Here is a 20802-nt window from a genome sequence, read left to right as displayed (position 1 = left end):
TCCCGCCAGAGACGAAAAAACCCGGCCGCGAAATTCGCGACCGGGCCACCCTGTCCACACCCCGCCCCTGACGGATCAACGGGAGAAGAGCGTCAAGCCTTAGGCAGTTGCCTTGGCGACGGCGTCTTCGAAGGGCTTGTAGGCTTCCTTGGCGAGATCGGTGTAGAGTTCACCCATCTTCGTCGCCTGGGCCACGAAACCCTCATAGGAGGTCTTTGCGTAGTCCGACTGGACTTCGAACGCCTTGTCGAGGCTCTTCGCGGTGACGAGCTTCTCGAACGCAGCGGCGCTGTCTTCGTAGGACTTCTTCGAATAATCGGCAGCTTCCGCTGCGATCTGCTGGAAACCCTTGGTCATGGACGAATAAGCCGTCAGCATGTTGTCCATGGCTTCCTTGGTCATTTTCTGTGTCGAGTCAAAATTCATCATCACACTGTCCAGTTCTGTTTCCGTGCGGGATCGGCTTTATTTAGATGCATCGCACCATAATGTCAAGATATTTTGTGCACTGCACAAATAGCGCCTGCAAAACGTTTCGCTGTGGAACGATCGACGGAAATTTACATGCCGTGGAAAGGAAGCGTTCATCATAAACAGTTTGGTAAGGACGCTTGGGTAGTCTGGCCTGAAATCGCGGCTGACAGGGCCGCAATGTGCATCCCGGTTCAATGAGTACACAAGTGTTCAAGCGTAAGCAGAAGACCCAGACCGTTTTCCGCCGTTTCCGTTTTCGTCAAGCAGCCGTCGCCCTTTTCATGGTCGCCGGCTTTGCCGTCTCGGCTTCGCCCGCGGCAGCGAACTCGAAATATGCAGGCATCGTCATCGACGCCAAGACCGGCCAGGTTCTGTATGAAAGCAGCGCCGATGCACAGCGTTATCCGGCCTCGCTGACCAAGATGATGACGCTGTACCTTGTCTTCGAGGCGCTGGATGCCAACCGTATCTCGCTCGATTCCAAGATCACATTTTCCAAACACGCGGCATCCGAACCGCCGACCAAACTGGGCATCGGCGCCGGCCGGTCGATCACCGTCGAGCAGGCGATCCTGGCCCTTGTCACCAAGTCGGCCAACGACGCGGCTACCGCGACCGGTGAATTCCTTGGCGGTTCCGAAGCCGGCTTCGCCCGCATGATGACCGCGAAGGCACGCCAGCTCGGCATGACGAAGACGGTCTTCAAGAACGCCAGCGGCCTGCCGAACGCGCAGCAGGTCACCACTGCCCACGACATGGCTCGCCTCGGCATCGCGCTGCGCGAGCATTATCCGCAGTACTACAAGTATTTTTCCACCCGCTCCTTCAAGTTCGGCAACACCCGCATGGGCAACCATAACCGGCTTCTGGGCCGTGTCCGCGGCGTGGACGGCATCAAGACCGGCTACACCAATGCTTCGGGCTTCAATCTCGTGTCGTCCGTCGTCGACCGCGACCGCTCGATTGTCGCCGTTGTCATGGGCGGCCGCACCGGCGCCTCCCGCAATGCCCAGATGGAAAAGCTGATTGCGCAGTACCTGCCGAAGGCCTCGACGCGCGGCGGCGGCCTGAACATCGCCAAGGTCGGCGTTTCCGCCGTCCCGGTGGCAGTTGCCAATCTCGACCTGCCGAAGGTCGGCCCTGTCCCCGAACTCAATCGCTGGGGCAATGGCCGCATCGACATGGCCTATGCCGGCACCGCAGCCTCGCAGCCGATCGTCGGCCGCCAGGCGCTCGCAGCCCAGCTCGCCAAGCAGAAGGTCGCCGTGCCTTCGCCCGCCCCGGCCTATGCACCGTCGGCACGTGTGGGCAACGCCGCCGAAGCTGTCGAAGCCGTCATCGATCCGGTGACCACCGCCTCCACCACCCCGGCTGCAGCCGTTGCCGAGCCCACGGTCCGCTCAGGCTGGCAGATCCAGATAGGCGCCACCCCCGACGAGGATGCCGCTCAGGCGCTTCTGGGGCGCGCAAAATCGGCCGCCGGCAACACCCTGTCGGGCACCGAGCCTTTCACCATGGCCTATAACGAGTTGTACCGCGCGCGTTTCGCCGGCTTCTCGGGCCAGACATCCGCGGTCAATGCCTGCCGCGCCTTGAAGAAGAAGGGCTTTGCCTGCTGGGCCACACCGAACTGAGGCCCCTTTGACTGACCCAGGTGGCGGCTCCCGACAAGGCCGCCGCCACACCCTCAAATTTTGTTTTTCGTATTGAGGAATTCATACATGTCGACGCAAGAGAAGGTCCTTGGCCTCATTCAGCCGCGCGGCAAGCGCAGCCGACCCGCCCGTATCGGGATGCACCCGCTTCATGAGGCTGCGATGCGCCTTGCGGATATCGGCCTCTCCCGCTCCCGGAGCAAGTCCAAGGATCTCGTAGGCCTCCTCCTCTGTCATGGTGCCCGAGCTCTGCGCTCGTCCCAGCCCCGCGCCAGCCTGCGGATCCACACGGTCACGCCAGTCGGATATGCGGCGGTCAAGATACGTCTCAAGTAAGTCACGGCTTTCCGTCCATTCAGCCAGTTCGGCATGAAGCTTCAGCAGTGAAGCCTCGTCGAGCTGGTTGAGTTCGGCGCCGTTCATCTCGCCTTTCAGAACCAGGCCGTTCATGTCGCCTGAATCGAGATCGAGTTCCATCATCAGCGCATCGGAATAGACGCGCGATTTCTGCCCCGGCTTGCGGCTCGTTGCCAGCTTGGCAAACGCATGACGCAGCAGTGCCGCAGCACCCGCCAGCAACGGCATCCCGAGAAACGCCTTCCCGGTAACCAGAAGCAGGACGCCCAGCAGCGCCGCCAGGCCCGCGCCGCCGAAGCGCATCGAATGGGCGACCTTTTCAGGCTTCATCCGTACGACCATGGCAATCAGGATGGAAGCCCCGGCGAGCAGCAGGATGATCAGGACCAGCCGCGCCATCAGCTGTCTCCCTGCCTCGGCAACTGGCTGAGCAGCTGTCTTGCGGCCGAGCCGCCGGATTTCTCGAGCGCCTTGCGCCCACCCGAGGCATAGGTCGCCACGGCTCGAAGAAGGGCCGCCAGCTCGGAAGCGGCGGAGCGGTCGAAGCGTGCATATGCGCCGCCTGAAAGTCGCGCGATCTCTCGGAAGGCGCCCTCGGCGATCGCGTCACGTCCCTCGTGAAAGACGAAGCACGGCACTTTCCGCAGACCCAGTTCACCGGCGCGCTCGCACAGAAGGTCGATATTCTCCTCCATCGCGTCGCCGATATAGACGACCGCGCTCACCCTCTCCTTGCCGGTTTCCCGCAACGCATGCTTGAGCACCTTGCCGATCTGGGTACGTCCGCCCCGGCAGTCGATCTTCTGCATCAGGGCCGCGAGGTCCTTGCCGTCCCGCGACCAGCGCGACGCCTTGCATTCACCGAAGCCACGGAAATAGACGAGCTGCACCGAAAGTCCGTCCACACCGCCGGCGACCTTGAACATCTCGGTCTGGAGATCGCAGGCGAGATCCCAGGTCGGTTGCCGGCTCATCGTGGCATCGAGCGCGAATATCAGACGCCCGGCGCCCTTGACCGGGGCGGTCCGCCGCGCGGCCTCCATGAAGGCGGCAATCTCCTGGCTCGAGGAGCGCGCGGGCACCGAGCCCGTTTCCACGTCGAATTTCGAGATGTCACGCTTGTCGGTCTTCTTGTCCGCCATGGACCCGCTCGCCTCCTCTGTCAGAAAACTAATGTGGCGATCGGGGGCGCGACTGCAAGTGCGGCATCTGTCACAACAGGCCGAGGCTTGCCAGTTCCCCACGCAATTCGGGCGGCAAATCCTCGATGCCCTCGTCGCCACCCAAATCGGCGGGCTTGTCGTCGTCCTTCAGGTAGCGCCATCCCTGGAACGGCCGTTTGGGCTGCCAGCGGGTGTGAATCAGCACCGGGTCGAGAACCAGGCGGCACCGGGCGACGCCCTCATTGTCGGTGAACGGCTCGATGCCGGCAAGCTTCTGCCGGGCCTGCACATTGCCCTTGATGACCCAGTAGAGCGAACCGCCGTCGAGCAGCTCCTCGGCCCGCTTGGGCTGCATGCGGGTCACATGAAACTGGTTGGTGGACTGACCGGCTGCCCGCTGAAGATCCACACGATGGGCGATCCAGCTTTCGAGATCCTCGAGCGAATCCGCGCCCACGCACAATTTGATCAGATGAAGAGCCATGTCCCGTCTTCACCGCTCCGACGTGCGGGGTCAAGCATCCCTGCTGCAATCCACAGGCGGCCGTTCGGAGATGCTCAGCATTCGGGCACGTTGACGGCAAGACCGCCGGTCGACGTTTCCTTGTAGTGTTCGCTCATGTCGCGCCCGGTCTGGCGCATGGTTTCGATACAGGCGTCGAGAGAGACGAAATGGGTGCCATCGCCGCGCATGGCGAGGGAGGCAGCCGTCACCGCCTTGACCGCCCCCAGCGCATTGCGCTCGATGCACGGCACCTGGACGAGGCCGGCCACCGGATCGCAGGTCATGCCGAGATGATGTTCGAGCGCGATCTCCGCGGCGTTTTCCACCTGTTGCGGCGTCCCGCCCATGATCGCAGCGCATCCCGCAGCGGCCATGGCGGAAGCAGAACCCACCTCGCCCTGGCAGCCGACTTCGGCGCCCGAGATCGAGGCATTATGCTTGAGGATGCCGCCCACGGCTGCCGCCGTGAGCAGGAAGTCGCGCATTCCCTTCGCGTCGAAATCCTCGTGAAACCGCCCGAGATAGCGCAGCGTGGCGGGAATGACGCCGGCAGCGCCATTGGTGGGAGCAGTCACCACGCGGCCACCCGCGGCGTTTTCCTCGTTGACCGCCATCGCGAAGACAGACAGCCAGTCATTGGCCTGCAGCGGGTTGACGCGGTTGGACTTCCAGTCGTCTTCGAGCTTCTCGTGCATCAGCCGCGCGCGGCGCTTGACCTTCAGCCCGCCCGGCAGGATGCCCTCGCCGCGCAAGCCGCGCTCGACGCAGGAATCCATCGCGTTCCAGACGCGATCGAGTTCGGCGTCGAGTTGTTCCTCGCTGCGATGGGCAAGCTCGTTGGCCCGCTTCATCTCGGCGATCGACAGGCCGGAACTGGCTGCCATTTCCAGCATCTGCGCCGCGTTGGCGAAGGGATACGGCACGGATTTGAGTTCCGGCGCGCCCTTTTTCGCGCGGTCGGCCTCGAGTTCCGTATCCGTCATCACGAAACCGCCGCCCACCGAATAATAGATGCGTTTCAGCAGAAGAGCGCCGTCGCGGTCATGCGCCGAGAGCGTCATGCCGTTGGCATGTCCCGGCAGCGGCTGTTTCCGGTCGAAGACCAGATCTTCCGCGGGATCGAAATGGTAGTCCGGATGTCCCGGCGGAGAAATCCTCCGCGTCCGCTTCACCTCGTCGATGATCGCATCCATCCGGTCGGGATCGATCGTCTCCGGGCTTTCGCCGGTAAGCCCCAGGATCACCGCGCGGTCGGTCGCGTGGCCGACGCCGGTAAAGGCGAGCGAGCCGTGCAGGCTTGCCTTGACCGCCGCCACATGGGCGCCCGCGGGCCTCGGCCAGTCATTGCCGGCAAGTTCGTCGAGAAACCGCCTGGCTGCCACCATCGGCCCCATCGTGTGGGAGCTCGACGGCCCGATGCCGATCTTGAAGATGTCGAAGACGGATAAAAACATGTGCTGCGCCCGATTCCGGAATTTCGAAGAAGCTTACATGCCTCGCGCCACAACGGAAGGGCAGAACTCCGACGCGGGCAAGCCGGAAGACGACATCTGCCAGCCGGATCCGCAAAGCGCATGCCGCTATCCCCTGGACGGAGGATTCGAGAAGGACGATTCGAGAGCACGCCTCCTCAAGCCGGGTGCGCGTCGGCCGCTGTCTAAAGCGCAAAGAAAAAGGCAGCGCGGATGATGTCTCACGCGCTGCCCTTGAACTGAAATCTCGTTGGTCTGACGGTCAGAAACCGCCGATCAGATATGCGAGTACGATGATGCCGCTGAATCCGATTACCGCACGCGCGGTAATACCCCAGCAGCTTTTTGTCGCGCTATCGTCCATTTAAGCTCCGTATTTACCCCAGTGCGCCCGCCGTGGGAGTGTTCGATTTAAATCGTTCATATGGCGAGCACGGCTGCGGGTATTAATCCTTCGGTAATTTCTTCGCAAGTGCAAAAGTGGCCGAATTCGGGCCCGATTTTCGCATAGCTCTCATGTCGAATCCGGGCCCCTCAATTAATCCAAGGACTTCCACGATCAGGCAACCAAACTGGTCGATCTCCGGTGTCCACAATTGGGACAAAAGTATGAATGACCGATTAACCATGTGTGGGGCTGGACAGCTGATTTCACGATGGCTGGCGCGCTCGCCGGCTTCGTGCCAAAAGGAATCATATGGGTAATCTAGACATCATTGCCGTCCTCTGGTTCCTCTGCCTCTGGGGCGTCTTTTCGCAATCCACACAGTCCTGGCACGCCTTGGGCCGGACGAGCTTGTCGCAGCGAATGAATGCACACCGGCGCGCATGGTTCCGAATGGCCGCCCGTCGCGACCTGAGAATGATCGATACGGCGATCCTCGGCGGGCTGCAGAACGGCACCGCCTTCTTCGCCTCGACCACGATCTTCGCGATCGGCGGCTGCTTCGCCCTGCTCGGCGCCACCGAGGAGGTGCTCACCGTCTTCCGTACGCTGCCGCTCGAGATCGAGCCGTCGCCGGTCGCATTCGAGATCAAGGTGATCGGACTGACGGCGCTGTTTGCCTATGCCTTCTTCAAGTTCGGCTGGGCCTACCGCCTCTTCAACTATTCATCGATCCTGTTCGGCGCCATACCTCCGGCAGCTATCGCCGAAACCGAGCCGGAAACGCTCGATGCCGCCGCCGATCATGCCGCCGACATGAACATACTCGCCGGCCAGAGCTTCAATGCAGGGCTGCGCACCATCTTCATGTCGATCGGCTATCTGGGGTGGTTTGCAGGCCCGCTTTTCCTGATGGCCTCCAGTCTTCTGGTCACCGTCGTGCTCGTGCGGCGCCAGTTCTTTTCACCCGCGCACGACGCCGCCATCGACACCGAAAGAGACAACCGGCCGTGAAGACGTCACCCACCCCCGAAAATGTCCGTGCTGCGCTCCGGGAGATTGAGCGGCGCGGCAAGGAAAATTCTATCGATCCCGGCGCCGTCGCCCGGGACCTCGTGGGCTCCGATCCCGACGCCTGGGGGAAGCTTATGAAACCGCTGCGGGCGGTCTTCCTGCAGATGGCCCGGGATGGAGAGGTCGAATTGCTGCGCAAGGGCAAGCCGGTCGCACCGGAGGACCTGCACGGCGTCTACCGCCTGCGCGTGGTGGAACTGCGTTCGCGGACGTGAAAAGCCGCCGCCATCATTTCCCGGCCATCATGGGGCCACGATAAACCCTTTGCATTGCGCCACGAATCGGCCGGTATTCGAACTGTCCGAAAGACGCATCCGAATCGGGGAACTGAATGACGATCGAGCCGGCGACGGGGGAAGCCTCCGCGATCCGCAAGACGGGTCGCGTGGAAGCGATCGACCTCGCGCGCGCCATCGCCCTCCTGGCCATGGCCCACTACCATCTCATCTGGGACCTCGAGAGCTTCGGTTATCTCGATCCCGGCACGGCGGGCAGCGGCTGGCCAAAGTTCTATGCGCGCTGCATTGCCGCCACCTTCCTGTTTCTCGTCGGTTTCTCACTGGTGCTCGCGCACTGGCCCGTCGTCAGGCCGCGTAAGTTTCTCGAACGGCTGGCAATGGTCGTCGGCGCGGCAGTTCTCGTGTCGCTGGGCACGTATATCGCCTTCCCCGACGTCTTCGTCTTTTACGGAATTTTGCATTCCATCGCGGTGTCGAGCATCGCAGCACTCCTGTTCCTGCGGTTACCGCCGCTGATCACCCTGATTGCCGGCGCCGCAGCGGTCGCCTTGCCGATCTATTATTTCTCCTCCGCCTTCGACGTGCCCTGGCTCTTCTGGACGGGGCTTTCCGAATCCCTGCCCCATTCGCTGGATTTCGTTCCCTTCTTTCCCTGGTTCGGGCCGGTGCTGATAGGGATCGCGGCAGGCCGTCTTGCCAAGTCGAGCGGACTGATCGGCCGGATGGCACAGTGGAGGCCCGGCCAAAGCCCGCAGTGGAAAACCCTGCTGCGACCATTTGATTTCATCGGTCGCCACAGTCTTGCCTTTTACCTCCTCCACCAACCGGTACTCATCGCTTTGGTCTGGAGTTTGAGCCAGATCATGCCACCCGACCGGACTGAGGCCTATCTCTCCAGTTGCCGGCAAGGTTGCATTGCTAATCAAGAGGCAGCGATGTGCGACCGATTCTGCGCATGCACTGCCGAGCGACTTGCCGAACAAGGCAAGCTGGATGCCGTGCAGAGCGGACGGATCAATCCGGAAGACGATCCGGAGATCATGGAAATGGCGCGCATGTGCACCGCAAGCGCATTGAGCGACTGAATAATGCGTTGAATGGCAACGGGCACCAACGGGGGCCGGGAACGGAATAATGACCGACGTACGCATCGATCAAACAGCACAGCCGACGGGAACGAGCTATCGTCAGGCGCGCAGGTCAGGCATGCCCATGAACGCCTGCAAGAAGCGTCCCACCATCTTCCCCTGGCCGCCGGTCCTGTTGGTCACCGCCGTGATTGCCGGACTCGTGCTCGGGCATAACGCACCCTACGAAATTACCTTCCCGATGGCCCGCCCCTCGGGCCTCGCGCTGATCGTTACCGGCCTGCTGATCGACATATGGGCGATGGCTGCGCTGAGGAAAGCGCGCACCACGATCTGGCCGAACCGTTCCAGCAGCCACCTCGTGGTCAACGGCCCCTTCAGCTACACCCGCAACCCCATCTACATATCGAACGTGATGCTGCTTCTGGGTGCCGGCCTGCTGCTCGGCAATTTCTGGTTCATTCCACTGGCGGTCATCGATGCGGTTCTCACCTACTTCCTCGCCATCCGTCGCGAGGAAAAACATCTGAACGCCAATTTCGGCTACAAATACGAAGCTTATTGCCGCGCCGTGCGCCGCTGGATCTGAACCGCCGGCAGGCTAGCTCCGGACGCCGATCTCGGCCAGCCGCGCCAGACATGAATCCTCGATATTGTCGAGTTCGGTCAACGTGTCGTCGATATCCTTGCGCTTCTGGCGCAATTCCTCGCGCTTCTCCTCGACTTTGCGCATGAGCAGCCGAAGCTGACCCGCCTCGCCGGGAGGATCCTTGTAGACCTGGATGATCTCGCGGATTTCGGCGATCGAAAGCCCGACACGGCGGCCGCGCAGGATTTCCTGGATCAGGTGACGGTCGGCTGAGCGGTAAAGGCGCGTGCGGCCGCGACGCTCGGGCTGAATCAGGCCCTCATCCTCGTAGTAGCGCAATGTGCGGGTGGAGATACCGAATTCCCGCGTCAGTTCTGTAATCGTGTAAAAGCGGTTCACTGAATGCCATTCCTGTCGCGGCTCGAGACGAGCCATCTGACCTTTACGTATAAGTCAATTTTGCCGGAATGGCCAGAAGTGCCGAGCTTTTGCTCCATCGCCCGGAAGAAACGCCAACACCGTCGTCAGCGTCTCGCGCGCAAGACCTAGACCAGCCACATGCTGGCGAGGCCGAGAAAGGCAAAGAAGCCGATCACGTCGGTCACCATCGTCACGAAGACGGCGGACGCAATTGCCGGGTCGGCGCCGAACTTATCGAGAAGAAGCGGCAGCAAAATGCCGGCCAGCGCTGCTGCCAGCATGTTGACGACCATCGCCGTCGCGATCACTCCGCCGAGACCCGGATTGGCGAACCAGATCGCCGCCACAGTGCCGATCAGAACCGAGAATATGAGACCGTTGATCAGCCCCACCGTGGCTTCGCGGCGAATGATGCGACCTGCATTGTAGATATCGAGGTCGCGGGTCGCGAGCGCGCGGACTGTAACGGTCATGGTCTGGGTGCCGGCATTGCCGCCCATAGAGGCCACCACCGGCATCAGCACCGCGAGTGCGACCATCTGCGCGATCGTTGCATCGAAAAGGCTGATGACGGTCGAAGACAGAAGCGCTGTGCAGAGATTGACCAACAGCCAGACGACGCGCGAGCGCACCGTGGCAATCACGCTGTCCGACAGTTCCTCGTCACCCACACCGGCCAGACGCTTGATGTCCTCGTCGGCCTCCTCGTGGATCACGTCGACCACGTCGTCGATCGTCAGCACGCCGACGAGCCTGTTGTTGTCGTCGACCACGGCAGCCGAAAGAAGGTCGTACTGCTCGAAGATCTGCGCCGCCTCTTCCTGGTCCATCTCGGCGGTGATCGGGCTGCGGGGCTCGTCCATGATCTCTTCGATCTTGGTCTGGCGCTTGGTCCGCAGGATCCGGTCGAGATTGACGGAGCCGACAAGCTTGAAGGTCGGATCGATGACGAAGATCTGGCTGAAGGAACCGGGGAGATCCTCGTCGTCGCGCATGTAATCGATGGTCTGCCCGACGGTCCAGAACGGCGGCACGGCGACGAATTCCGTCTGCATGCGACGGCCGGCAGTGTCCTCGGGATAATCGAGCGCCCGGCGCAGGCGAACCCGCTCGGTGAACGGCAGACGGGCGAGGATCTCCTGCTGGTCTTCCTCGTCAAGATCTTCGAGAATATAGACCGCGTCGTCGGAATCGAGTTCGCCCAGCGCCTCGGCGATCTTCTCGTTCGGCAGCCCGTCGACGATCTCCAGGCGGATCGCCTCGTCGACCTCGGTGAGCGCTGCGAAGTCGAACTGGTCGCCGAGCAACCGCACCAGCGCCCGGCGCTGCGGCGTATTGATCGATTCGAGAACGTCGCCGAGCTCGGATTCGTGCAGGCTGACGATATGGTCGTGAAGCCAAAGCGTGTCGCGGTCGGCGATCGCCGCTCCGAGCGAAGCCAGGAAATCATGCCGGACGGAGCCGTCCTCGGCATAGATGTCGCTGTGAACTCCCGCCTCGGCAGCCGGGGCCTCGGTCTCCGTTTCCCACTCGCGATTGTCTTCTTCGGACATTTCCACGCTTTCGTTTCCAGAGGCCAGAGGGAGAGGTGCCGCCCCGTCCCGAATTCATGCGCAATTGGTCACAAAGGATGGGGGAATGCAATTGAATGACAAGGTTTTCGGCCAAAAAGCCTGTGTGTTTGCCCGCCATTGCGGAGCGCCGGGAACTTGATCGCGCATTGCGCTTTCCGTTAGTCATGATCTCATCAGTTTTGCCTGGAGCCACCATGTCCAAAGAAGCCACCCGCGATCTCATCGAACGCTACTTCGCCGCCTTCAACGATCACTCGATCGAGGGCATGCTCGCCTGCCTGCACGAAGACGTCGCCCACGACGTCAACCAGGGCGAAAGACGCATCGGCCTGGCCAGTTTCAAGGAATTCTCGATCCACATGGAGCGCAGCTACCGTGAGCAGCTGAGCGACATGGTGATCATGGTTTCCGAGGACGGCAATCGGGCGGCTGCGGAATTCACCGTCCGCGGCGAATATCTCGCCACCGACGAAGGATTGCCCCCGGCGGACGGCCAGACCTACAGCCTGCCCGCCGGCACCTTCTTCGAGATCGACGATGGCAAGATCAGCCGCGTCACCACCTACTACAATCTCAAGGACTGGATCGCGCAGGTCGAAAACGCAGAATGAGCGAGACCGGCCATCCCATCGTCGTCCGCCCCCTCACCGGGACGGAGCGAGAGGCGGCGCTCGACGATCTGGCCCGGCTGCGCATCGAGGTGTTCCGCGCCTATCCCTATCTCTACGAAGGCAGCCTCGACTATGAGCGCGGCTATCTGGAGGAGTTCGCGGCCAGCGACGGCGCCGCGCTGGTGGCAGCCTTTGACGGCGGCCGGATCGTCGGCGCGGCCACCGGCGCACCGATGCAGAGCCAGAAGGACGAATTCCGCACCCCCTTCGCAGACGCCGGGCACGATCCGTCGGAGATCTTCTATTTCGGCGAATCGGTGCTCCTGCCCGCCTATCGCGGCCACGGCATCGGCCACGCCTTCTTCGATCACCGCGAGGCCGCGGCAATTGCGGCAGGCAGGACGATATGCACTTTCTGCGCGGTCATGCGCCCCGAGGCCCATCCTCGTCGACCGAAGGACTACAGCCCGCTCGACAGTTTCTGGCGCAAGCGCGGCTATGCCCCGGCCGACGGTCTCGTCACCGGATTTTCATGGATCGATGTGGGAGACACGGCGGAAAGCGAAAAGCAGATGCAATTCTGGATGAAGCGGATCCGACAGACCTGAATCATCGCCTGAACCGCTTGAATCAGTTCGTCAACGCCACGATTCGCTGCGTGAGAAAACCTTCGCAAATCATTGATACAGCTAGATAGAACCGGCCTCAATGCGGAAATCGGACGCGGTACACATGGCCGAATCGTCGGAAGCGAGGAACAACGCCATATTGGCCACGTAAACGGGGTCGATCAGGTCCGGCAGGCATTGCTTGGCGCGCCGCCCGGCGATTGCCTCATCCGTCACCCAGAGCTCCTTCTGGCGCTCGGTCATGACCCAGCCAGGGACGATCGCATTGACGCGGATCCGATGCTCGCCGAGATCTCGCGCCATTGTGCGGGTAAGCCCGTGCACGGCTGCCTTGCCGGTCGTATAGGCCGGCATTTCGCCACCCGCCTCCCACCAGGAACTCGATCCCATGTTGATGATCGATCCGCCACCCGCCTCGATCATGCCCGGCGCCACCGCCTGGATGGCGAAGAACATGTGGCGCAGATTGGTGGCCATTCGCTCGTCCCAGTAATCCGGCGTCACCTTGCGCCAGTCATGGCGATCGTCGCGAGCGGCGTTGTTGACGAGAACCGTCGCCGGACCGAGCCGTCCGGCCATCGCCGTGAAGGCATCCTGCAGCGCTTCGATATCGCGCAGGTCGCAGAACCCGAATGCGACATCTCCCTGGACTTCGGCTTCGAGCGCCTGTCCCGCCTTGTCGTCGAAATCGAAGAAACCGACGCGCGAGCCCTGGGCGGCGAAGGCCCGGACCATCTCCGCGCCGATTCCCGATGCGCCGCCGGAAATGAACACCGTGCGGCCCTCGAGGCTCGGATAACTGGCTCGTTTCATGGTTCCTCCCCAAAGGCTTGCCCGAATTCGGGCGACCAGAAAACAGGGCAAGCCGCCCGAAGACAAGGGGCAAAGCCGGCGTTTGCGGCTGTTGCAGACGTTCACACACAGGCCTTTGCGCGATCGCGCGCAAATTTGTCACCTTACCGCTTGCTACCTCCAGATCCTTTTGCTACATGCAGCCCCGCCGGACCGGTTCCGGCTTCTACCACGGGCGGTCGTGGCGGAATTGGTAGACGCGCAGCGTTGAGGTCGCTGTGGGGCAACCCGTGGAAGTTCGAGTCTTCTCGACCGCACCATTCTCTCCCTGAGAGAGCTTGAAGAGCGCCGCAAGGCGCTTTTTTGCTTTCAGGCTGCGGCTATCCGGGGCGCAAGGCGCCATCCCGCGACCTCAATCCTCTCATTCCGGCTGTGAATGCGTAGCGGACAACCGACAGCAGCCTGCGAATTGCCTTCTCCGGGGGAACGGCGTAGAGAGCCCTCATGCTTGAACGCGCAGAACTTCCGACCACCTTTTTCGCCGACGAGGACACGCCGCCCGTCGAGTGGAAGATCTCCGACGGGCTGACCGATTACGACGTTGCCGTCGCCTTCATGGAAGAGCGTGTCGCGATGATCGCCGCCGGCGAGGCTCGCGAGCTCGTCTGGCTGGTCGAACACCCGCCGCTCTACACCGCTGGCACCAGCGCCGAAGACCGGGATCTTCTCGCGCCGGAACGTTTCCCGGTGTTCCGGACGGGACGCGGCGGCGAATACACCTATCACGGGCCCGGCCAGCGCGTGGTCTACGTCATGCTCGACCTCAGACGCCGCACCCGTGACGTGCGGGCGCTGGTGGCTGCGCTCGAGGAACTGGCGATAGGCACGCTGGCTGAAATGAACGTGAAGGGCGAACGCCGCGAAGATCGCGTCGGCGTCTGGGTACAGCGCCCGGAGAAGCCCCGTGAGGCCTCGGGCGCCATCGCCGAGGACAAGATCGCAGCCATCGGCGTGCGCCTGCGCAAGTGGGTGAGCTATCACGGCATAGCCATCAACGTGGAGCCGGATCTGGACCATTTCAGCGGCATCGTACCTTGCGGCATCGCCAATCACGGCGTCACCAGCCTCGTCGACCTCGGGTTGCCCGTCTCGATGGCGGATGTGGACATTCGCCTGCGCACCGTGTTCGAGCGGATTTTCGGACCGACGGAAAACATCAGAACCTAGCCTGTCTCGTTTTCTCAGGCGGCGATCCGACCGCCGGAGGTCAGCCGCGATACCAGCTCGTCGAACGGCGCACCACCCGAATGCTGTCGCTTGCGCTGAGCATCGAAGAGCCTCTCGGCTTCCAGGACATCGAGCGTTTTCTCGCTGCCGAGCGCCGTCAGGATCCGGTTGACGAATACCAGATTGTCGGGCGCGATCGACGGTTTGGGATACTTGCGGTGAACGGCGAGCGGCCCGTCTTGCTCGGTTGTCGCAATGAGGACCTGTTCGAGCGCGAAGGAGGCGAGATCCGGGCAGAGATAGCGCAATGTCTGGACCACCCGCACGATCGCCTCGAATTCCGCGCGGCTGGCGATGACCCCATTGCGGCAGAACGAGTGACGCACCCAATCGACCAGCGCAGCATCCGTGCCGAGACAAGCCACTTTCGAAATGATCTCGCCCACGGCCTGGTCGATGAAGAATGGCTCCCATTCAACGCATTTGCGCGAGCCGGCATGGTGAATGGCCAGAAGCAGGGTGAAATCCTCCCGCCCCGACGGATCATGGGCGCGCGGCCTGCGATTAAGCAGGTCCACGTCGCCCGCCGTTATCTCTGGTTTCTCGATCATGAGACAGGCTGGATAGAACAAGCGCAGTTCACTCATAACACACTCCCGCTTCACCATATCGGTGCGCCGCGATGGGCCATGCACCTCATGAATTCAACGTTTCGTCAGCTCGGAACTGTCACGCGGAGGACAACCGGGGGTGTCAATCATGCCCTGCCCCGCTATATAACAAGCCAATCAGGGCAAGATCGAACTGCGGGGTGTTCAATCCGCGCTACTCCTCCCGATAACGAAAGCAACTCAAAAAGGTTCCGCTAATGATTCAGTCGATGGACATGACCGCTCTCGATGAAGACACGCTCGGAGGCCGCATTTTCAAGGCCCGCGACATGTGTGGCATGACCATCGAGGATGCCGCCGCACGTCTCGGCGTTACGCTCGACACTTTCACCGAATGGGAAAACGATCGATCCGAACCGCGTGCCAACAAGCTGATGATGCTGGCCGGCGTGCTGTCGGTCACGCCCGCCTGGCTGATATCGGGCGCCGGCGAAGGTCCGGACCAGAGCATCGTTTCCGCCGGGCTGGCGGAACTGTCCGGAGAACTCGATCGCCTTGTCGATCTGAACAACGAAGTGACCAACGGCATCGCGGCGCTGCGCGATCGCATCGACACGCTTCTGCGCGCCTCCAGCAATTGAGCCGCACGATTTAGCACCGGCAGGTTGCTTGAGCCACGAACCGGCGCGTGACAAAGTCGCCGGGAAGCAAATCATAACGACACCCCGCGAGGATGACACCTATGGATGTACGCGCAGCCGTGGCCTATCAGGCCGGCAAACCGCTCGAGATCGAAACCGTTCATCTTGAAGGCCCGCGTGCCGGCGAGGTCCTCGTCGAAATCAAGGCGACGGGGATCTGCCACACCGACGAATTCACGCTGTCGGGCGCCGATCCGGAAGGCATTTTCCCGGCTATTCTCGGCCATGAGGGCGCGGGCGTCGTCGTGGATGTCGGACCGGGTGTGACGTCGCTGAAGAAGGGCGACCACGTCATTCCGCTCTACACCCCGGAATGCCGTGAGTGCGAATACTGCCTCAACCCCAAGACCAACCTTTGCCAGTCGATCCGCACGACCCAGGGCCAGGGCGTGATGCCGGACGGCTCCTCGCGCTTTTCGATCGGCGGCAAGCCGATCTTCCACTACATGGGCACCTCGACATTCGCGAACTTCACGGTCCTGCCGGAAATCGCGCTTGCGAAGATCCATCCCGAAGCGCCCTTCGACAAGGTCTGCTACATCGGCTGCGGTGTCACCACCGGCATCGGCGCTGTCATCAACACGGCAAAGGCCGAGCCGGGCTGCCGCGCGGTCGTCTTCGGTCTCGGCGGCATCGGTCTCAACGTCATCCAGGGCCTGCGCATGATCGGCGCGGAGATGATCGTCGGCGTGGATCTCAACAACGACAAGAAGGAATGGGGCGAGCGTTTCGGCATGACCCATTTCGTCAACCCAAGCGAAGTCGAGGGTGATCTGGTTCCCTACCTCGTCGATCTCACCAAGGGCGGCGCGGATTACTCCTTCGAATGCATCGGCAACGTCAAGGTGATGCGCCAGGCGCTCGAATGCGCCCACAAGGGCTGGGGCGAATCCATCGTCATCGGCGTCGCCGGCGCAGGCCAGGAAATCTCCACCCGCCCCTTCCAGCTGGTCACCGGCCGATCCTGGCGCGGTTCGGCATTCGGCGGTGCCCGCGGCCGCACGGACGTTCCGAAGATTGTCGACTGGTACATGCAGGGTCTGATCGAGATCGATCCGATGATCACCCATACGATGCCGCTCGAACGCATCAATGAAGGGTTCGACCTGATGCATGCGGGCAAGAGCATCCGCGGCGTGGTGGTCTACTGAGGATGGCTGACAATACGCTCAAGGTGGTGTCCACCGCCAAGGCCCATGGCGGGATGCAGGGCGTCTACACGACCTATTCGGACGCCTGTGCCTGCGAGATGACCTTCGCGGTCTTCGTGCCGCCGCAGGCACTGGAACGCCCCTGCCCGGTTCTGTGGTATCTGTCGGGGCTCACCTGCACCCACCAGAACGTCATGGACAAGGGCGAATATCGCAAGCGCGCCGCCGAACTAGGGCTGATCGTCGTCTGCCCCGATACCAGCCCGCGTGGCGACCAGGTGCCCGACGACGCCACCAACTGGCAGTTCGGCAAGGGCGCGGGCTTCTATCTCGACGCCACGGAAGAGCCGTGGAACGTCAACTACAACATGAAGACGCACATTCTCGAGGAACTGCCGGTGCTGATCGGCAAGCACTTCCCGGCCGACATGTCGCGGCAAAGTGTCTTCGGTCACTCCATGGGCGGCCACGGCGCGCTGACATTTGCGCTCGCCAACCCCGACCGTTTCAAGAGCTGCTCGGCCTTCGCGCCGATTGTCCAACCCTCGAGCGCGGATTGGTCCAAGGGCGCCTTCGCGCGCTATCTGGGCAAGGACCAGGCCGCCTGGCGCGCTCATGACGCGGTCGCCTTGATCGAGGACGGCGCGACATTTCCCGAACTTCTGGTCGACCAGGGCACCGCCGATGGATTTCTGGAGGACGGGCTTCGCCCGTGGCTGCTCGAAGACGCATGCAAAGCGGCCGGCATTCCGCTGACCTTGCGGATGCAAGAGGGCTACGACCACTCCTACTATTTCATCTCCACCTTCATGGACGACCACCTCGACTGGCACGCCCAACGGCTTGGTGCCTGATCGGAAAACGAGCAAAGCCCGGCCTCGAGACCGGGCTTTTTCATGTCCGGCCGGGAAAACCCTATTCGGCCGCGTCGAAGACCGTACAATCGTTTGCGACGGACACGACGCAAGGCTCGTTTCCGGAAATGATGTCGCCATCCCGCGCCTCGCGCGCCATTTCCCGGCGTGCCAGGCTGACGGGTGGCGGTGTCGGGTTGACGATGAAATCTTGTCTTGCAGGCCGGATGGCCGGACGGACGGGAACGCTCACCGGCACCGGCGGCTGATCGGCAATTCCGGTGAGCCGGCGCACATCCTCGATCATCGCCGGGATCAGGTCTTCGGTGTTTTCCACCTTCAGGCGGACCGGCTCGGAATAGAGCATGCGGCCGTTATCCGTTGCCGTCAGAACGATGTCATAGGCAACCGTCGTTGCCCCAAGCGTGGAGATCCCCTGCCTGATCCACCGGACGAAAATCCTGAGTTCGGCGAAACGCGTCATGTTGCCCGCCGACCCGCCGACGGAATTTCTCAGGGCGGGAGCGAGCCGCGCGACGAAAACGGGATCGACACCGAAGTCCGAGCTGACCACCACCGATATGATGGTCACCCGAAACGGGTTCGCCACGGAACGCGGCTCGGTCGTGGTGCTGCAGGAGGCGAGCAGAAAGGCAAAGACAACGGCGCAGATGCTCTTCAGCGAAAATCGAGCGATCGTTTCGTGCAGGTTCAAGGCTTACTCCGGCGAATGCGAATGGCACGCGCCGAAGTGTGCCCGATTCTCCGCCTGGCGCGGAAACTAAATCGCGTCAGCGCGCGATCGACCGCATGGCCAGACACGCCATGTCGAACTCATGCCTGCGGGCGTTTCGGCGCCGTGTCGCTTCGGCGTCTTCGCCCCATTGAGAGATGTTCCAGTCCTCGTCCACATGAGTGGCGGACCAGACCTCGTCCGGCTCCGCGGCGCCTTCGAGAATGGCAAGCGGCATGACCAGCGAGCCTGTCAGGCTTGTCGCGACATGCAGTGCGGCCAGGACGATTGCGGAGTCGCGCGCGGCCACGAGCCCGGCCAGGATCGATCTGGTTTCCTCCGACTGCTCGACATGCATCACGCCCTCGGCGAGCTGGAAGCGCGCACCATGGGTCTGCTCCATCCATGCGAGGAAGGGGTTCCATTTCTTGTTCTGCGCCGCGACGAGCCCCTCGGGAGAATCCGCGCGATAGCACAGCAGGTCCGTGCCTCCATATGCGAGGATCTCCTGACGCACCTCGTCCTTGACGTGCACGACGCCATCGAGTGCCGTGTTGAGAATGCGCGTGAGCGGCATAGCGCCGGGATCGATGCGGGTCGTCTGGGCGTCCCATTCTTCCGCCACGGCGTCCGCCAGATCGCGCGAGGGCAGATGAAACAGGCCCCGCGAAGGGGTCTTGAGCTCGCGCCCGTCGAGCAGGATCAGGAAACCGTCGGGCGCCTCGCCCACGGTGACGTCCTTGTAGAAGCGCTTCGGCATGTCGCGCTGAAAGGCCGACTGCGCGCGGCGCACCGGGTCCTTTTCCTGCGGCGTGCCGTCTTCGAGATCACTGAGCAAGTCGCGCATCGCTGGCTCCCTGGAATGCGAGGATATCGCCGAGCTCTTCGGCGTTATGTGCAATATGGTGCGCGCCGGCCCGTTTTAAATGATCGAGCGGCGCATACCCCCACGAAACGCCGACGGCGGTGGCGCCGGCATTGTTTGCCATTTCCATGTCGAACACCGCGTCGCCGACCACAAACGTGTCCGCCGGATCGAAGCCGGTCTCCCGGCAGCATTCGAGCACCATCGCGGGATTGGGCTTGGAGGGGCAATCGTCGGCGGTCCGGGTGGTGACGAACAGCCGCTCCAGATCGTAGTGACCCAGAATGGTTTTGAGACCACGGCGGGACTTGCCGGTGACAACCCCCAGGATCGTTTCGGGCTGAGCCGCCAGCGTGCGCACCAGCGCTTCCATCCCGTCATACATAGCTTCCATCGCCCCGCCATTGGAGCGGTAGACCACGAAATGTTCCTTGTAGCGCGCCGCGATCGCGTCGACCTCCTCGTCGACGTCACGGGCGAGAAGCCGTGCCACCGCGCGATCGAGCGACAGCCCGATGATCGAGCGGACGGTCTCGCCGCCCGGATCGTCGTATCCGAAATCCCTCAAGGCATTCGCCATGCAGGCATGGATGATGTGCTGGCTGTCGACGAGCGTTCCGTCGCAGTCGAATAGGATCAGTTTCATTCTTCGTTTCCGGTCGCCTCGTCGAACCCGATCAGGTTCCAGCTCTGGACCATGTGCGGCGGCAGCGGCGCCGTGACGTCGAGCGTGCCGCCCTTGGGGTGGGGAACGACGATCCGGCGCGCCAGCAGGTGAAGGCGCTTCTGCACGCCGCCCGGGAACTCCCAGTTGGGATCGTCCTCGAAATATTTCGGGTCGCCGATGATCGGCGTCCCCAGGTGAAGCGCGTGAACGCGCAACTGGTGGGTACGGCCCGTGTAAGGCTCCATTTCGAGCCAGCTGAGGCGCTGTCCTGCGGTCTCGATGACGCGGTAATGGGAGATGGCGTGATCGGCCCCCTTCTCGCCATGCTGCGCGATCCGCATCCGGTCCCCGTCGGGCGTTGCTTCCTTGACGAGCCAGGTCGAGATGCGCCCCTCATGCTTGCGCGGGATGCCCTTGACCAGCGACCAGTAGGTTTTCTTGGTCTCGCGCTCGCGGAAGGCTGCGGTCAGGTGCTGGGCGGCGCCGCGCGTGCGCGCCACGACCAGAACGCCCGCCGTGTCGCGGTCAAGCCGATGAACCAGGCGCGGCTTCTCGCCCTTCTTGTTGCGCCAGGCTTCGAGCATGCTGTCGACCGACCTGGTAATCCCCGAACCGCCCTGCACCGCAAGCCCCGCGGGCTTGTTGAAGACAATCACCTTGTCATCCTCGTGCAGTACCATCGCCTCGAGGACATCGCCGTCCTCGCGATTGCGAATGGTCTTGCCGGTAAGCGGACCGGGAGCCTTTTCATCGACGCCGAGCGGTGGGATGCGCACCTGCTGACCGGGCTGCAGCCGCGTATCGGATTTGGCGCGCGAACCGTCGACACGGATCTGTCCGGTTCTCAAGAGCTTCTGCAGGGCACCGAAGCCCAGCCCCGGGAAGTGCGACTTGAACCAGCGGTCGAGACGCATGCCCGCCTCGTCGCCATCGACCTCCTTCATTTCAACGCCTGCCACGGTATTC

Annotated in this window: 25 protein-coding genes and 1 tRNA gene; 13 read left to right on the top strand and 13 right to left on the bottom strand. The window is 62.5% G+C overall.

Annotated elements, in window-relative coordinates:
* Nucleotides 1-99: 99 nt before the first annotated feature.
* The gene (locus E2A64_RS12830) at nucleotides 100-429 is read right to left on the bottom strand and encodes a phasin family protein (RefSeq protein ID WP_133284864.1); all 330 of its coding nucleotides are present in this window, start codon (nucleotides 427-429) and stop codon (nucleotides 100-102) included.
* Between the two features lie 326 nt (nucleotides 430-755).
* On the opposite strand from E2A64_RS12830, the gene E2A64_RS12825 reads away from it, so the two are divergent.
* A complete protein-coding gene (locus E2A64_RS12825; RefSeq protein ID WP_244598291.1) occupies nucleotides 756-2108 on the top strand; it encodes a D-alanyl-D-alanine carboxypeptidase in 1353 nt (450 codons plus the stop codon).
* An 81-nt stretch (nucleotides 2109-2189) separates the two neighbouring features.
* Here the strand turns inward: E2A64_RS12825 and E2A64_RS18055 are convergent, their stop codons facing one another.
* The gene (locus E2A64_RS18055) at nucleotides 2190-2306 is read right to left on the bottom strand and encodes a J domain-containing protein (protein WP_244598290.1); all 117 of its coding nucleotides are present in this window, start codon (nucleotides 2304-2306) and stop codon (nucleotides 2190-2192) included.
* On the opposite strand from E2A64_RS18055, the gene E2A64_RS18050 reads away from it, so the two are divergent.
* A complete protein-coding gene (locus tag E2A64_RS18050) occupies nucleotides 2262-2465 on the top strand; it encodes a hypothetical protein (RefSeq protein WP_244598289.1) in 204 nt (67 codons plus the stop codon). The two genes, E2A64_RS18055 and E2A64_RS18050, sit on opposite strands and share 45 nt — an antisense overlap.
* A gap of 419 nt (nucleotides 2466-2884) precedes the next feature.
* Here E2A64_RS18050 and E2A64_RS12815 read toward each other — a convergent pair whose 3' ends face one another.
* The 3 genes from E2A64_RS12815 to E2A64_RS12805 all read right to left on the bottom strand — a co-directional run bounded on the left by E2A64_RS12815 (nucleotide 2885) and on the right by E2A64_RS12805 (nucleotide 5608).
* Nucleotides 2885-3628 (bottom strand): vWA domain-containing protein, encoded by a 744-nt coding sequence (locus E2A64_RS12815; protein ID WP_206662445.1) that lies wholly within the window; start codon nucleotides 3626-3628, stop codon nucleotides 2885-2887.
* 70 nt (nucleotides 3629-3698) lie between these two features.
* Entirely contained in the window at nucleotides 3699-4133 is a 435-nt protein-coding gene (locus tag E2A64_RS12810; protein WP_133284861.1) for a DUF1489 family protein, read from the bottom strand.
* A 74-nt stretch (nucleotides 4134-4207) separates the two neighbouring features.
* Nucleotides 4208-5608: an L-serine ammonia-lyase gene (locus tag E2A64_RS12805; protein ID WP_133284860.1), complete on the bottom strand. Its 1401-nt coding sequence runs from the start codon at nucleotides 5606-5608 to the stop codon at nucleotides 4208-4210.
* A 715-nt stretch (nucleotides 5609-6323) separates the two neighbouring features.
* On the opposite strand from E2A64_RS12805, the gene E2A64_RS12800 reads away from it, so the two are divergent.
* From E2A64_RS12800 to E2A64_RS12785, 4 genes are all read left to right on the top strand, one after another.
* Nucleotides 6324-7025 carry a DUF599 domain-containing protein gene (locus E2A64_RS12800; protein WP_133284859.1) on the top strand — a complete coding sequence of 234 codons (702 nt, stop codon included), beginning with the start codon at nucleotides 6324-6326 and terminating at the stop codon, nucleotides 7023-7025.
* Entirely contained in the window at nucleotides 7022-7300 is a 279-nt protein-coding gene (locus E2A64_RS12795) for a DUF3253 domain-containing protein (RefSeq protein WP_133284858.1), read from the top strand. Before E2A64_RS12800 ends, E2A64_RS12795 begins: the two co-directional genes overlap by 4 nt.
* A 116-nt stretch (nucleotides 7301-7416) precedes the next feature.
* Nucleotides 7417-8409 carry an acetyltransferase domain-containing protein gene (locus E2A64_RS12790; RefSeq protein ID WP_133284857.1) on the top strand — a complete coding sequence of 331 codons (993 nt, stop codon included), beginning with the start codon at nucleotides 7417-7419 and terminating at the stop codon, nucleotides 8407-8409.
* A 49-nt stretch (nucleotides 8410-8458) separates the two neighbouring features.
* Nucleotides 8459-9001: a methyltransferase family protein gene (locus tag E2A64_RS12785; protein WP_133284856.1), complete on the top strand. Its 543-nt coding sequence runs from the start codon at nucleotides 8459-8461 to the stop codon at nucleotides 8999-9001.
* A gap of 12 nt (nucleotides 9002-9013) precedes the next feature.
* On the opposite strand, the gene E2A64_RS12780 is transcribed toward E2A64_RS12785, so the two are convergent.
* Both E2A64_RS12780 and mgtE read right to left on the bottom strand, forming a co-directional pair.
* On the bottom strand, nucleotides 9014-9400 hold the full coding sequence (locus E2A64_RS12780; RefSeq protein ID WP_133284855.1) for a MerR family transcriptional regulator: 387 nt from the start codon (nucleotides 9398-9400) through the stop codon (nucleotides 9014-9016).
* A gap of 146 nt (nucleotides 9401-9546) precedes the next feature.
* A complete protein-coding gene (mgtE, locus tag E2A64_RS12775) occupies nucleotides 9547-10974 on the bottom strand; it encodes a magnesium transporter (RefSeq protein ID WP_133285065.1) in 1428 nt (475 codons plus the stop codon).
* A 215-nt stretch (nucleotides 10975-11189) separates the two neighbouring features.
* Between mgtE and E2A64_RS12770 the strand changes: the two genes are divergently transcribed.
* The gene (locus tag E2A64_RS12770) at nucleotides 11190-11606 is read left to right on the top strand and encodes a ketosteroid isomerase-related protein (protein WP_133284854.1); all 417 of its coding nucleotides are present in this window, start codon (nucleotides 11190-11192) and stop codon (nucleotides 11604-11606) included.
* On the top strand, nucleotides 11603-12214 hold the full coding sequence (locus tag E2A64_RS12765; protein WP_133284853.1) for a GNAT family N-acetyltransferase: 612 nt from the start codon (nucleotides 11603-11605) through the stop codon (nucleotides 12212-12214). Before E2A64_RS12770 ends, E2A64_RS12765 begins: the two co-directional genes overlap by 4 nt.
* An 81-nt stretch (nucleotides 12215-12295) precedes the next feature.
* Here the strand turns inward: E2A64_RS12765 and E2A64_RS12760 are convergent, their stop codons facing one another.
* Nucleotides 12296-13048, bottom strand: a complete 753-nt coding sequence (locus E2A64_RS12760; RefSeq protein ID WP_133284852.1) for an SDR family NAD(P)-dependent oxidoreductase — start codon at nucleotides 13046-13048, stop codon at nucleotides 12296-12298.
* A 214-nt stretch (nucleotides 13049-13262) separates the two neighbouring features.
* On the opposite strand from E2A64_RS12760, the gene E2A64_RS12755 reads away from it, so the two are divergent.
* Nucleotides 13263-13347: transfer RNA gene (locus E2A64_RS12755), tRNA-Leu, on the top strand.
* Between the two features lie 184 nt (nucleotides 13348-13531).
* Nucleotides 13532-14254 carry a lipoyl(octanoyl) transferase LipB gene (gene lipB / locus E2A64_RS12750; protein WP_133284851.1) on the top strand — a complete coding sequence of 241 codons (723 nt, stop codon included), beginning with the start codon at nucleotides 13532-13534 and terminating at the stop codon, nucleotides 14252-14254.
* A 14-nt stretch (nucleotides 14255-14268) separates the two neighbouring features.
* On the opposite strand, the gene E2A64_RS12745 is transcribed toward lipB, so the two are convergent.
* Nucleotides 14269-14901 carry a hypothetical protein gene (locus E2A64_RS12745; RefSeq protein ID WP_133284850.1) on the bottom strand — a complete coding sequence of 211 codons (633 nt, stop codon included), beginning with the start codon at nucleotides 14899-14901 and terminating at the stop codon, nucleotides 14269-14271.
* 221 nt (nucleotides 14902-15122) lie between these two features.
* On the opposite strand from E2A64_RS12745, the gene E2A64_RS12740 reads away from it, so the two are divergent.
* The 3 genes from E2A64_RS12740 to fghA all read left to right on the top strand — a co-directional run bounded on the left by E2A64_RS12740 (nucleotide 15123) and on the right by fghA (nucleotide 17571).
* Nucleotides 15123-15506 carry a helix-turn-helix domain-containing protein gene (locus E2A64_RS12740; protein ID WP_133284849.1) on the top strand — a complete coding sequence of 128 codons (384 nt, stop codon included), beginning with the start codon at nucleotides 15123-15125 and terminating at the stop codon, nucleotides 15504-15506.
* A 101-nt stretch (nucleotides 15507-15607) separates the two neighbouring features.
* Nucleotides 15608-16717: an S-(hydroxymethyl)glutathione dehydrogenase/class III alcohol dehydrogenase gene (locus E2A64_RS12735; protein WP_133284848.1), complete on the top strand. Its 1110-nt coding sequence runs from the start codon at nucleotides 15608-15610 to the stop codon at nucleotides 16715-16717.
* A 2-nt stretch (nucleotides 16718-16719) separates the two neighbouring features.
* Nucleotides 16720-17571 carry an S-formylglutathione hydrolase gene (fghA, locus tag E2A64_RS12730; RefSeq protein WP_133284847.1) on the top strand — a complete coding sequence of 284 codons (852 nt, stop codon included), beginning with the start codon at nucleotides 16720-16722 and terminating at the stop codon, nucleotides 17569-17571.
* A 61-nt stretch (nucleotides 17572-17632) separates the two neighbouring features.
* On the opposite strand, the gene E2A64_RS12725 is transcribed toward fghA, so the two are convergent.
* From E2A64_RS12725 to E2A64_RS12710, 4 genes are all read right to left on the bottom strand, one after another.
* Nucleotides 17633-18286: a hypothetical protein gene (locus E2A64_RS12725; protein WP_133284846.1), complete on the bottom strand. Its 654-nt coding sequence runs from the start codon at nucleotides 18284-18286 to the stop codon at nucleotides 17633-17635.
* A 76-nt stretch (nucleotides 18287-18362) separates the two neighbouring features.
* On the bottom strand, nucleotides 18363-19151 hold the full coding sequence (locus tag E2A64_RS12720) for an ATP12 family chaperone protein (RefSeq protein ID WP_133284845.1): 789 nt from the start codon (nucleotides 19149-19151) through the stop codon (nucleotides 18363-18365).
* Nucleotides 19132-19815, bottom strand: a complete 684-nt coding sequence (locus E2A64_RS12715; RefSeq protein WP_133284844.1) for an HAD-IA family hydrolase — start codon at nucleotides 19813-19815, stop codon at nucleotides 19132-19134. Before E2A64_RS12715 ends, E2A64_RS12720 begins: the two co-directional genes overlap by 20 nt.
* A complete protein-coding gene (locus tag E2A64_RS12710; protein ID WP_133284843.1) occupies nucleotides 19812-20795 on the bottom strand; it encodes an RluA family pseudouridine synthase in 984 nt (327 codons plus the stop codon). Before E2A64_RS12710 ends, E2A64_RS12715 begins: the two co-directional genes overlap by 4 nt.
* Nucleotides 20796-20802 lie beyond the last annotated feature (7 nt).

The organism is Pseudohoeflea suaedae, from assembly GCF_004354915.1.
GTDB lineage: Bacteria > Pseudomonadota > Alphaproteobacteria > Rhizobiales > Rhizobiaceae > Pseudohoeflea > Pseudohoeflea suaedae.
The sequence above is the reverse complement of the archived record's forward strand: the minus strand, read 5'-3'. Positions and strand labels throughout refer to the sequence as shown.